Genomic DNA, 12,346 nt, shown 5'->3' with positions numbered 1-12,346 from the left:
TATTCAAATTTTCTTCCATCTTACTGTCCTTACTCTTAATTATAATACAACTTTTCATTCGGATAGACCGGGTCGTTTGTCACTTCCATTCCAAGCATTTTTAACGTCTGCTGGTTTTCATGATTCATGATCACCGTCGAATGAGCTTGGGTATCTTTTAGTTTGTCTAATTGATTGTAGGCAAGCTGTGCCGTCGGGTTCGTTACAGCACTGATGGCGAGAGCAATAAGGAGTTCGTTAGCAGACAAGGTCGGTACTTTACTGTTCAATTCCTCTGTTTTCAAACGCTGGATCGTTTCCAGTATCATAGGTGCCAGCAAATCAATCTCGTCGGAAATGTTAGCCAGTACTTTTAGACCATTGACTACGGCAGCAGCCGAGGCATCCATAAGTGCTGTTGTGCGTCCCGTAATGATTTCACCACTGTTTAATTCGATCGCTATAACCGCTTGAAGGTTGGTATCGTTTAGTCTTTTCTGTACTTTTCCGGCATAGTCACGCGCTATTTTAACAGGAGCACGGTGCTCTTTTTTTAAATCTGACTCTTCCAGGATCAACTGGATACGGCGAAGTGTGTCTTTATCAGCCAAACCTTTTTTGTAATCATTTTCTACAGCAAAGGCTCGTCTGATAATCTCTTCATTAGCAGCTTTTATAACGACCGCTTCATCTGTGATTCCAGATTTCAAACGGTTGACTCCCATATCTGTTGGGGATTTATAAACAGATGGTTTCCCAGTGATTTTTTCTATGATTCTTTTGATGACAGGAAACATTTCTACATCCCGGTTATAATTCACTGCAACTTCCCGGTATGCCTCGTAGTGATAGTTGTCCATCATATTGACGTCATTAAGATCCACTGTGGCCGCTTCGTAAGCAATGTTCACCGGATGCTTTATTGGCATATTCCAGACTGGAAATGTCTCGAATTTTGCATAACTGGCTTTATTCCCCTGAGCATATTCATGATAGAGCTGATTCAGACACGTTGCCAGTTTCCCGCTGCCTGCTCCAGGCGCTGTAATAACTACCAGTGGTTTAGTTGTTTCAATGTACGGATTTTTTGCAAATCCCTCTTCACCTACGATTGCTTCTACATTGGTCGGATATCCATAAATTTCTCGGTGGGTATGGACAACGATCCCGCTGCGTTCAAGCTTAGACATAAATATTTTAACATTTGGCTGTTCCTGATAACGCGTGATAAGAACACTGTTTACAGGAATGCCATACGCTCTATATTCATCGATTAGACGCAAGACATCCCGATCATAAGTTATTCCATAATCTCCCCTTATTTTATTCCGCTCAATATCTCCTGCATAGACACAGATAATGATTTCAGCTTTGTCTTTCAATGTAGCTAACAATTTCATCTTGGCATCTTCGTCAAATCCCGGAAGAACCCGTTTAGCATGTTTGTCGCCGATCAGTTTCCCACCGAACTCCAGGTATAATTTCTCGCTGTTTTCTACACGTTCAAGAATGTGTGCGGATTGTTCCTTCAAATATTTTTCTGTATCAAATCCTACATTATACATAATCGTCCTCCATTTCCCTTTTTCGCTCCGTTACATTATATCATTGATCGATAACAGTCCCTATACTTTTTATATTTTGTTTGCCACTCACACACCTTTATCTGATCATTTGTATATTTTGTACTCAGTTTTCTTCTGTGAAATTACACATCTATCCTTTTGTCTGTACAACTGATCTGCGAGTCAACAAAACTAAAAAAGGTGAAAACAGCTGCTTCGACTGTCTTCACCCTTTCACTGACTCAATTTGATTCGATAAAATTAAGGGCGACCCCTAAACAGATTTCTCTGTCTTCAATTAGCTATCTAACGTATGAACATCCATCTGCGGGTAAGGGATAGAAATATTCTCTTCGTCAAACTTGGTTTTGACTGTTTCCATTATATCAAAATGAACAACCCAGTAGTCTTCTGCCTTAGTCCAGACCCTAACGGTGTACTCCACTGCGCTGTCCCCATGTCCTGATAGCCGAATAAAGGGCTCAGGGTCAAGCAGCACATCCGGGTGTTCTGACACGATAGCTTGAAGTGTCTTCAGTACGTGCTGATTATCGGCCTCATACCCCACACCAAAGACGAAATCGGCCCGGCGCGTTTCATGTACAGAATAATTAACGATCCCTGAATTGGATAAATTGCCATTGGGCACATATATCATTTTATTATCTGGCGTAACTAATTCTGTGTAAAGTATCTGGATAGCTTTTACAGTTCCACTATATCCAGCACCATCAATATAATCTCCTACTTTGAAAGGACGCATAGTCAAAAGTAATACGCCTCCAGCTAAATTCGATAGCGAACCTTGAAAGGCTAGTCCCAAAGCTAATCCAAAAGAACCTAAAATAGCAACGAAAGAAGCAGTTGGTACGCCCAGTATCCCCACAACACTCACGACTAAAACAAGCTTCAATCCGATATTGATGACAGAGACAATGAAGGGCTTCAAACTTTCATCCAATTTTGACTTCGTTATCTGCTTACTGATAAAATTGACTAATACCTTTATCACTGCTAGTCCTACAAGCAAAGTGACGACTGCCAGACCCAGTGAGATTCCCATTTCTACAATACGATCAATCCAATCCATCTTTTACTCTCTCCTTAATATGTAATGAGTTATCAACTTTTTTATCATAACATAATTATCTTCTTTTTAATAAATAAACTGTCATTTCGTTTTGCATACGAGTCAAAAAAGCTTTTTTTGACCGATATACTATATTGAAGTAAAAATAATTGCAAAAACCCACTCACATCATTTGCATTTCGGTTGTGCACAAGTTATTATAGGATGGTCTCGTTTGACTTCAAAAGAATAAAACGGATAGAGTTTCGGAAAAAACGATATCTGGGGCCTTTAACCCTATGACATACCTTTTCTATAGAAAAGAAATTAAAGGAGAGATATTTTATGACAATCTTTGGAATAATTAGTGTGCTGATCGTTTTTGTTCTGATACTGTTCGGATTATGGAAACTTCAACAAAAACATGTCAAGTTTTCAACACGCGTATTTATCGGTCTAGGCGCAGGTATTCTGTTCGGCGGAGCTCTACAGCTCATCTTCGGAGCAGAAAACACGATTACAAATGGTGCAATGGAATGGATAAACATTGTAGGCAATGGTTATGTCGGCTTCTTACAGATGCTGATCATGCCTTTGATCTTTGTTTCGATTATCGGTGCCTTCACGAAAATTCAGGGAAGTAAAGACCTTGGTAAAATCAGTTCATCCGTCCTTGTCACTTTGATTGCCACCACTGCCGTTGCAGCATTGATCGGTGTATTGAGTGTGATGGCTTTCAACTTAGATGGTGCTGAATTCGTTCAAGGCGACCAGGAAAATGCACGTATTGAACAATTAAGGGAAAGTCAGACAGCCGTTGACGATTTGACTATTCCTGAACAGATCACAAGTTTCGTTCCCCGTAACGTTTTTGCAGATTTATCTAATTCGAGAAGTACGAGTACGATCGCGGTCGTAGTCTTTTCAGCGTTCGTAGGTACAGCTTATTTGGGCATCAAAAGAAAAGATCCTGAACAAGCAGAATTTTTCAAAAAAATAATTGACAGTTTGTATGCTATCGTCATGCGCATCGTCACGTTAGTGCTGCGCTTGTCTCCTTATGGTATCTTTGCTTTGATGACGAAAGCAATAGCTACCAGTAATTTCCAGGCATTAATCAATTTAGGCCTTTTTGTAGCAGCGTCCTATACAGCCATTGCGGTGATGTTTCTCATTCATTTGGCGATATTAGCTGGCTTCAAGGTGAATCCGATCACTTATGTGAAAAAAGTATGGCCAGTCCTCACTTTCGCTTTTACTTCACGATCAAGTGCAGGAACATTGCCATTGAATATTGAAACACAGACAAAGGTCCTGGGTGTTGATTATGCTTCGGCAAACTTTGCAGGTACTTTTGGTTTATCGATTGGACAAAACGGGTGTGCCGGTATCTATCCCGCTACACTGGTTGCTATTATTGCACCGACTGTGGGTATAGACATTACAGATCCTACCTATATCCTGACTATTATGGCAGTTGTCGCAATTAGTTCCTTTGGTGTTGCCGGTGTTGGGGGCGGTGCAACCTTTGCGGCACTGATTGTTTTAGGATCTCTGGGTTTACCTATTTCAATCGTCGGTCTCGTTATTTCTGTTGAGCCAATTATAGATATGGCTAGAACAATGTTAAATGTCAACGACAGCATCGTCGCAGGTGTTATTTCATCTAAGACCATCAAACAGTTTGATGAGTCAATGATGAATGATAAAAATCTTGTTCTTCAAGAAGAAATTTAAGCAAGTCATTCTTTATACAGAAAAAAAAGCAGTGCGTCTAAGATCTGACGCACTGCCTTTTTTATTTTCATCTTATCCAAGGTTATAGTATCTCGCTTGCAACTGTTTCACTTTTTCTGACAATTCTTCATCTGGTCCATCAACTTGCGTATCTTTTATAACCTCTTCGATAGCTAAGCCTTTTAGTCGTCCTTTGTCGACGCCCCATTCTTTCTTCCAGGCTTTCAATTGTTCAGTTGAACTCACGTATACGTTTCGTCCAAGGCCTACCAATCCATGAGCAGATGAGCACATGGAACAATGTTCACCAGACGTATAGACAACGGCCTCAGCTCGTTCTTCGGGTGAAAGATTTTCAGCTGCCCAGCGAGCGATGGCAAATTCTGGGTGACGTGTCGCATCGCCTCCGCCTATATGATTATGATTTTCGAATAAGATTTTTCCATCTGAAGATACAAGAACCGATCCAAAAGGCGCATCACCTTTATTCAGGCCTTCTTCAGCTAATTCATCACTTCGCTTTAAAAACGGTCGATCTTCTTTTGTAATCATTCGTTGGCCTCCTGTTTATTTACTCATATCGTATAATAATCGCCGACCAACTTCAAATTAATGAACTTCTGCTTCTCGATAAATATTTTATAAGAGATAAACTAGATAGCTCTTTATTTTCGTAAAGATACTAGCTTTACTGTTTGTGTTGCAGGTGATAGTGACACGTTTTTGTGCGTTTCATCGAATAACTTGTTCCTATATCGCTTTTACAATAAGTTTTTTGAAAATGTGAGATTTAAGTTGTTATAAAGGTCAAATAGTAGCTACTTTTCATCTTCTAAGTGAGCACACTTTACTCAATATGCTTCTGATTCAATTATTTCCACAAGTTTCAAGCGATCGGTCTCAGAGCTTTATAAGTAAAAAAGCACAAAGCGACTAAGAATAATCAGTCTCATTGTGCTTATAGCAGTTCTATTTACGTTTTCCCCAGTATTGGAAGTAATCTGTACGCAGGTAACCATTATAGAGTTTACGTTTCTTGGTTGCTTTTTTCCCGTAATGTTCTTCAAAGTCCAAGTCACTCGTTATAATGTATTTACTCCATGTCTCAAGGGGTTTGAAGGCTTTACCCATGTCACGGTAAATTTGATACGCTTCTTCAGGATCCCCCAACCGCTCACCATATGGTGGATTGGAAACGATGATTCCGAACTTCTTGTCGGTGGTAAAATCGGAGACCTGCATCTGCTTGAACTGGATGCTGTGCGAAAGACCTACCTCCAAAGCATTTTCTTTAGCGATCTCGATCATGCGACCATCGATATCTGTACCAAGAATATCCAGTTCTACATCATAATCTGCCTGTTCATCTGCTTCACGGCGCACCTTCTGCCATAAGTCTTTAGACATCCATTCCCAGTCTTCACATAAGAATGACCGATTGAATCCCGGAGCGATATTATGTCCGATGAGTGCTGCTTCGATCGGGATGGTGCCTGAACCACACGTTGGGTCGACGAATGGGCGGTCTTTACGCCAGGTCGTCAGCATGATCAAGGCTGCGGCCATATTCTCTTTGATAGGAGCGCCGCCTTTATCGATACGGTAACCGCGCTTAAATAAACTCGGGCCTGTTGTGTCGATTGTAAGCAGGACTTTGTCTTTTCTGATCGCTACTTCGATCGGGAATTTTGCACCCGTTTCCGGCAGCATCCCTCTTCTATGATAAACATCTTTGATTTTTTCAGCGATCGCTTTATTCACGATACGCTGCACGTCTGGAACACTGTAGAGCGTCGACTTGATCGATTTTCCACTGACAGGAAATGCCGCATCCATAGACAAATAATCATCCCAGGGCAGTGCCTTCGTCTGTTCAAACAGATCATCGAATGTATTAGCTTCAAACTCCCCTACAATGATTTTCACGCGATCAGCTGTCCGGAGCCATAAATTGGCTTTGGCAATATCTTCTTTACCACCTTCAAATCGTGCACGTCCGTTTTCTACTTGAACGGTATAGCCTAACTTTTTTAGTTCATCTCCAACAAGGGCCTCTAATCCACTTGCGGCTGTAGCGAGCAATTTATACGTCATCTATCTGCCACCTCTCTTAATTTCTACTTTCTAGTATGTCTTATCTTTATGTTTACGTAAAGAAATCCTCCCTTTAAAGAGAGGATTTCGCCACTATGTACATCACTGTAAGCCATGTTCTGTCTAGACAAGGCGGTAAGCCTCATCCGAGATGATCATCTGTCTGCACGAGCATAAATGCTCTGCCTCTTCTCTCTGTTCATTTCCAGGAGAAAAGTGCCCCGACCAAAGTTTGGGTTGCTCACTCGAGGGGTTTACCGCGTTCCACCAGACACGTTTCCAGGTCTGCTTCGTCACTGTGGCACTTTCAAGGGTACTCAAGCATAGGTTCTCCCCTTAGCTCTTTTTCCTGCCGTCATCCCATTCCTGGGAGCCGCAGCTTATTTTTTCGCTGCGCACGAACACTACAAGCATCGCAGCTTGTGTGAGCATGGACTTTCCTCACAGTTTAAAAACTGCGCGATCATCCGTGATGTACTATTATAAGCGTAACAAACCGCAATTACCTTTACAGAAATAGAGTATTCATCCTTCAAAAGAAACAATCCAGTCAGGACTCAAGCCTATTATTTATGTGAAAGTAAGCTTGTTAAGTTTTCCGCTTATATTTTTTCTTATTCATTATCTAATTTAGATCCGAAAACATGTCGCTCCAAATTAGATAGACGTTTGAGTATATCAAAATTTGATACTGCTGAACTCGTCTGGCCAGAACCTGAACTCTGAGTGCTCATCTGTTTAGCCTGCTCATCAACTTTATCAAGAAGCCGGTCATTCTCAATTTTCAGTTGTTCGATTTCTTTTTGAAAATTATCATAATCTCTGATGACAACATCAAGAAATTCGTCCACTTCTGCTGGATCATACCCACGCATTTTAGTTTTAAAATCTTTTTCCAGAATCTCTTTTTGGGTCAATTCTCTGTCCATACTTACACCCCATCTTATACTCTCAATAATATTATAAAGAAATAGTTGAAATCAATTGCATCATCTGAATCTACTACTGTAAGTATTATAGCAAATATAAGACTAAAAGTGAAGATTTGGTCTACTAAACTTGTTTTATTTCTTCTATTCTTACAATATTGCCTATTAAACTTGTCATTTTTCGAGGATTCCTTTAATTTTTTATTTTTGATATAATCCAGGATAGATAAACGTTACTAACCATATTTCTTATTTATTATTATAAAAGTAAATACTGTCAACTTTCCAGTCTCTAATGGCTGTTCATTTCGAGGTGTATCATTATCATATGACTCTGTATACTATCATATAACTTTAATACTGTTCCTCTTCAAAATGTTCTTCTTCCACTAAATCATTTACAAACCACTGCAATTCATCAAATGATATTGTTTCTATTCGATACTCATGTCTTTCTTGGTATTTCAAGGCTTGTTCATAAAAGTAAAGTGACTTGCCTTCATGCTCTGAGTCATAAAAAAGCAAACATCCATCTGTATTTCGGATAATAAACGTCTGATTATTCTTTAGTTGTCCCGGATTAGCATAATCTTCATTTGACGTATAATTCACGTAATCGGCACGCTCGATGATTGAATTATAGTACCCTTGATTGATTTCGTTCCACTTACTTGAAAAGTTTGTATAAGGAAGTAAGACGGCAAGCTTCAACTCTGGATAATCCATTTTTAATTTCAGAGCAGCGTCTCCCGCCCATAATTCTGTTCCTAAATTCCCTGAAATGATGACCCATTCCAACCCTTGTTCGATGTATTCAATGAGTTTTCTTTTGAAAAATTTTTTAATATAATCCACTTTAGGATCGTCGGCTTTGAAAATGGATAACTCATAAGAACGATAGCCGCTAACATATAAGTTTTTGATAAAATCGATCTCCTTTCTACATTCTTGTGTCTTTGTTTGGTAAACTGGGTATATATCATTTTAAGGCTGTGAACACAATGACTATTCGGTATCCAAACGGAAAACCTTATCGTACTAATAATGACAAAAAGCATAACAGAAATCAACTAAAGAAAAAGAAGGTATCCTTCAGCAAAAGGGGGATGACACTGGAAGAGGATTTAAATGTGACCAATGAGTATTATCTACAGAGCAATCAGGCAGTCATTCATAAAAAACCGATTCCTATTCAAGTCGTCAACGTTGACTATCCAAGAAGAAGTGCCGCAAAAATCACTGAAGCATACTACCGCCGCGCATCGACAACAGATTATAACGGCATATATAAAGGGCGTTATATCGATTTTGAGGCCAAGGAAACGCGGAACAAAACCTCCTTTCCTTTAAAAAACTTTCATGAACACCAGCTGGAACATATGCAAAAATGTTATGAACATGGGGGGATATGTTTCGTTATTATAAGATTCAGCACACTCAACCGTGTCTTTCTAATGGATTTTTCAACTATTTATAAATGGTGGCGTCAGCAGTTTGAAAACGACAGTCGGAAATCGATCCCTTTGGAGAACATCATAAGTGAAGGGGCTGAAATTCATTACGGCTTTTCTCCGCGCCTGCCCTACCTGGACGTCCTTGACCGTATGCTCACCAAATAAAAGCAGTAACGATCATAATACTCTTACGCTTGTTGACTATCTTCATATAATAGTGTAAAGTCATTCTCTAAAGAAATGACTCATCATTTTTTACTATATCAAATCTTGCATTTAATATTAAAGGAGCTTATTATGTCAGAAAAAAAAGGTATATCTAGAAAAGATTATAAAAAATCATCAAAAAAAAATAATGCAACAAAACCTAAGACGTGGTTGAAACGTATCATACTTGCTCTCATTACTGTCTTTTTACTAGTCATTATTGCTGGCGGAGCGCTATTCACCTACTATGCTTCCAATGCGCCCGAACTAACAGAAGAAGATTTAGTGGGAACATTCTCAACTGAATTAGTTGACCGAGATGGTGACATTTTCTATACGCTTGGCGGAGAGAACCGTGAATATGCAGAAGCGAACGAATACCCTGAAGTGATGATCGATGCTATGACGGCCATTGAAGATCAGCGCTTTCATGACCATATAGGAATCGACCCCATTGGTATTGCGCGCGCAGCTTTGGGCTATGTCACGAATCAAGGACAGATCGTCGGCGGCGGAAGTACTATAACCCAGCAATTAGTAAAATTATCTGTTTTCTCTACAGAACGAGCCGATCAGACGTTGGAGAGAAAAGCTCAGGAAGCCTGGCTCGCTCTGCAACTCGAAAGAGAAAAATCCAAAGAACAAATCATGACCTTGTATTTAAATAAAATCCATATGGCTGGAAATGTCTATGGAGTCGCAACAGCAGCTGAAGAATATTATGATAAACCGGTCAGCGAACTTGAAATACATGAGGCCGCCCTCTTTGCAGGTATGGCTAAGGCACCTAACCGATATAGTCCATACGCTAATCCTGAATTGGCAAAAGAAAGACGCGATACAGTTATCAGCGTAATGCTTGAAGAAGGTCATATCACAGATGAAGAGGCTCAAAAAGCTTATGATACGCCTATAGACGAAGGTCTCGTTGAACAGACGGAATCTGATAGCAATGCTTTAGTCATTGATGCTTATCTAATGAGGGTCTTGGACGAAGTCGGAGAAAAAACTAATTTAAATCCTAATACAGCTGGATTAACCATTCATACTAATATTGATATGGACGCACAAAAACATGTTTTTGATGTTTTGAATTCAGATGAATACGTCGATTACATCAAAGATGGTGTCGAAGCTGGCCTCTCTCTTGTAGAAGCAGATACAGGTAAAATAGCTGCATTAGGTGGTGGCCGGAACACACAAATTCTCTTAGGTCAAAACCGGGCAACTCAGATCAAACAAACAGGTTCAACAATAAAACCCTTGTCGACATACGGTCCGGCAATTGAATATTTAAAATACTCAACGTATCATCAAATCGTTGATGAAGAGTACACTATTCCCGGAACTGATTTTTCACCGCGCAACTATGACAGACAATACAAAGGTCAAATAAGCATGCGCGAATCGCTGGTCGATTCTCGAAATGTACCGACCGCAAAATTATTTAATGAAGATCTCGAAATGAATCAGATCGAAGCGTTCATGACGAATCTGGGCATTCCTATCGATCAAATGTCAAATGAAGGAGTACTGGTTCCACAGAACGCTTATAATGGTGAAATGAGCACGCTCCAAATGGCCTCTTCTTACGCTGCTTTTGCCAATGGTGGTCAGTATACTGAGCCCTATGCGGTGTCGAAAGTCATTACACAAGACGGACAGGAAATCGACTTGACTCCTGAAACAAATCAGGCAATGTCTGATTATACCGCTTATATGATTACAGACATGCTGAAAGACGTGGCTGATAACTACTCCAACTATGTAGGCCTGGGAAATATTCCCCAAGCTGGAAAGACTGGAACGACTAACTTTACCACTGACGAGCTTAACGAATTGGGGTACCCATCTGGAGCCGTTCCAGATTCCTGGTATACAGGTTATACAACTAACTACTCTTTAGCTGTCTGGACAGGTTTTGATAGTAAAAAAGATGGCTACCTTTCATTTGAGGACCAGTCCCGTCTAATTCCACGGCGTATCTACCAAGAGATTATGCAGTACGTTTCAAGGAATAAAGAAAACAAAGACTGGCAAAAACCTGCTTCTGTAAAAACCGTTACAGTTGAAAAAGGCACAGACCCTGCCAAGTTACCTGGTCCGAACACACCTGAAAGTCAGTTGATTACAGAATTATTTGTCGAAGGAAATATCCCTACTGAAAAGTCCCTTAATTATGGAAGAGAGCTTAATACTCCAACAGGTCTTAGTGCTGAATACGATAAAAATAACGACGAGCTGATAGTGTCTTGGGATGAATATACTTTAGAAAATGACGATGAAAACGTCTCGTATAATCTGTCTATCAACAACTCGGTCACTACACTAAATAATACTGAGTACCGGATGTCAGAACCACCAAGAGGAAATGTGGCAATTACATTGTCTGTATCGGCCTATAATACAACAGGGCCTGAAACCTCAGTGACCGTTGAAATTTCAGGGCCAGAAAATGATGAGGATACTGAAGACAAACCAAAAGACGATTCAGGCGAAGAGTCAGAAGATAACAGCGAAAATGAATCAGGAGAAAATCAGGATTCCAATGAAAATGAACCTAACTCAAATAATGATCAGAATACTGATGAAAAAGAAAATAACTCAAAAGAAGATTCCCCTTCTTCTTCAGATTCAGAAACTAATAAGGACGAAAATTCCGAAGATAATGAGCAAAGTTCGAATAACGAAAATAACGATAATAATAACAACAATAAAAAGCCCGACGATGCTAATGAAACATCAGAAGAGAATAACAATAACTAGCATATAAAAAAAGCGCAGTATTTCCTAGTAAATCGACAATTGTTTACTGGGAAATTCTTGCGTTTTTTTATTACTCTTAAGTACAAACTGTTAAAAAACCGATCTTATTTGCAATAAAAATAAGATCGGTTTTTTGGTTATTCAGTTTAACTTTTTGTCCTCATCATTTCAGAAAAGTCCATTCCGTTTATAAGGTGGCACTTGGTATTGACAGGATTCATTCGTCTTTTGACTCAAAAAACGATTTCCCCTTATGCGTTCTATAGCCCATCAGTATATTCCATAAGCCGATAAGAATTCCAACGCCTCCAATAATTGGATCTTTAAAAACGATATAAATTGAAAGGAGAAAAATCAAAATCCCCATTATAATGAAGAATTTTCCGTGTTTTTCAGTCACAACACTCACTCTTTCTTCTGAACTAAAATAAAAAGAAAACTCAATGCAACTGCACTGAGTTCATAAATAACTGGGCTACTAGGATTCGAACCTAGGAATGACGGGATCAAAACCCGCTGCCTTACCGCTTGGCTATAGCCCAATAT

At 39.6% G+C, this 12,346-nt stretch carries 10 protein-coding genes, 1 tRNA gene and 1 other RNA gene; 3 read left to right on the top strand and 9 right to left on the bottom strand.

The genetic code is table 11. From position 1 onward, the window contains the following. Positions 1–35: 35 nt before the first annotated feature. Both AKA01nite_RS05960 and AKA01nite_RS05955 read right to left on the bottom strand, forming a co-directional pair. The gene (locus AKA01nite_RS05960; protein ID WP_146924408.1) at positions 36–1,544 is read right to left on the bottom strand and encodes a DUF1846 domain-containing protein; all 1,509 of its coding nucleotides are present in this window, start codon (positions 1,542–1,544) and stop codon (positions 36–38) included. A gap of 298 nt (positions 1,545–1,842) precedes the next feature. Continuing rightward, positions 1,843–2,634, bottom strand: a complete 792-nt coding sequence (locus AKA01nite_RS05955; RefSeq protein WP_146924407.1) for a mechanosensitive ion channel family protein — start codon at positions 2,632–2,634, stop codon at positions 1,843–1,845. Positions 2,635–2,958: 324 nt separating this feature from the next. Here AKA01nite_RS05955 and AKA01nite_RS05950 point away from each other — a divergent pair, with 324 nt between their 5' ends. Beyond that, positions 2,959–4,350 carry an L-cystine transporter gene (locus tag AKA01nite_RS05950; RefSeq protein WP_146924406.1) on the top strand — a complete coding sequence of 464 codons (1,392 nt, stop codon included), beginning with the start codon at positions 2,959–2,961 and terminating at the stop codon, positions 4,348–4,350. Between the two features lie 72 nt (positions 4,351–4,422). Here AKA01nite_RS05950 and AKA01nite_RS05945 read toward each other — a convergent pair whose 3' ends face one another. The 5 genes from AKA01nite_RS05945 to AKA01nite_RS05925 form a co-directional block, all read right to left on the bottom strand. Then, the gene (locus AKA01nite_RS05945; RefSeq protein ID WP_146924405.1) at positions 4,423–4,902 is read right to left on the bottom strand and encodes a nucleoside deaminase; all 480 of its coding nucleotides are present in this window, start codon (positions 4,900–4,902) and stop codon (positions 4,423–4,425) included. A gap of 417 nt (positions 4,903–5,319) precedes the next feature. Then, positions 5,320–6,444, bottom strand: coding sequence for a THUMP domain-containing class I SAM-dependent RNA methyltransferase (locus AKA01nite_RS05940; RefSeq protein WP_146924404.1), 1,125 nt, complete (start codon positions 6,442–6,444; stop codon positions 5,320–5,322). Between the two features lie 103 nt (positions 6,445–6,547). Next, positions 6,548–6,919, bottom strand: an RNA gene (gene rnpB / locus AKA01nite_RS05935) — RNase P RNA component class B. Positions 6,920–7,058: 139 nt separating this feature from the next. Then, on the bottom strand, positions 7,059–7,373 hold the full coding sequence (gpsB, locus tag AKA01nite_RS05930) for a cell division regulator GpsB (RefSeq protein ID WP_146924403.1): 315 nt from the start codon (positions 7,371–7,373) through the stop codon (positions 7,059–7,061). A 354-nt stretch (positions 7,374–7,727) separates the two neighbouring features. Next, on the bottom strand, positions 7,728–8,297 hold the full coding sequence (locus tag AKA01nite_RS05925; RefSeq protein WP_281282441.1) for an SLOG family protein: 570 nt from the start codon (positions 8,295–8,297) through the stop codon (positions 7,728–7,730). Between the two features lie 77 nt (positions 8,298–8,374). On the opposite strand from AKA01nite_RS05925, the gene recU reads away from it, so the two are divergent. Then, positions 8,375–8,992 (top strand): Holliday junction resolvase RecU, encoded by a 618-nt coding sequence (gene recU / locus AKA01nite_RS05920; protein ID WP_146924401.1) that lies wholly within the window; start codon positions 8,375–8,377, stop codon positions 8,990–8,992. 132 nt (positions 8,993–9,124) lie between these two features. Beyond that, on the top strand, positions 9,125–11,800 hold the full coding sequence (locus AKA01nite_RS05915; RefSeq protein WP_146924400.1) for a transglycosylase domain-containing protein: 2,676 nt from the start codon (positions 9,125–9,127) through the stop codon (positions 11,798–11,800). 217 nt (positions 11,801–12,017) lie between these two features. On the opposite strand, the gene AKA01nite_RS05910 is transcribed toward AKA01nite_RS05915, so the two are convergent. Continuing rightward, positions 12,018–12,200, bottom strand: a complete 183-nt coding sequence (locus AKA01nite_RS05910) for a hypothetical protein (protein WP_146924399.1) — start codon at positions 12,198–12,200, stop codon at positions 12,018–12,020. A gap of 70 nt (positions 12,201–12,270) precedes the next feature. Next, a tRNA-Gln gene (locus AKA01nite_RS05905) sits at positions 12,271–12,342 on the bottom strand. Positions 12,343–12,346: the final 4 nt, after the last annotated feature.

Origin of the sequence: Alkalibacterium kapii (genome assembly GCF_007988865.1) — a bacterium.
In the GTDB taxonomy this organism is placed as follows: domain Bacteria; phylum Bacillota; class Bacilli; order Lactobacillales; family Carnobacteriaceae_A; genus Alkalibacterium; species Alkalibacterium kapii.
This window is presented reverse-complemented; position numbering and strand designations above follow the sequence as displayed.

Excerpts from the sequence above, each read along its gene's own strand:
- AKA01nite_RS05940 (WP_146924404.1), bottom strand. The coding sequence starts at position 6,444 with ATGACGTATAAATTGCTCGCTACAGCCGCAAGTGGATTAGAGGCCCTT.
- AKA01nite_RS05945 (WP_146924405.1), bottom strand. The coding sequence starts at position 4,902 with ATGATTACAAAAGAAGATCGACCGTTTTTAAAGCGAAGTGATGAATTA.
- AKA01nite_RS05955 (WP_146924407.1), bottom strand. The coding sequence starts at position 2,634 with ATGGATTGGATTGATCGTATTGTAGAAATGGGAATCTCACTGGGTCTG.
- AKA01nite_RS05950 (WP_146924406.1), top strand. The coding sequence starts at position 2,959 with ATGACAATCTTTGGAATAATTAGTGTGCTGATCGTTTTTGTTCTGATA.
- AKA01nite_RS05960 (WP_146924408.1), bottom strand. The coding sequence starts at position 1,544 with ATGTATAATGTAGGATTTGATACAGAAAAATATTTGAAGGAACAATCC.
- AKA01nite_RS05915 (WP_146924400.1), top strand. The coding sequence starts at position 9,125 with ATGTCAGAAAAAAAAGGTATATCTAGAAAAGATTATAAAAAATCATCA.
- recU (WP_146924401.1), top strand. The coding sequence starts at position 8,375 with ATGACTATTCGGTATCCAAACGGAAAACCTTATCGTACTAATAATGAC.
- gpsB (WP_146924403.1), bottom strand. The coding sequence starts at position 7,373 with ATGGACAGAGAATTGACCCAAAAAGAGATTCTGGAAAAAGATTTTAAA.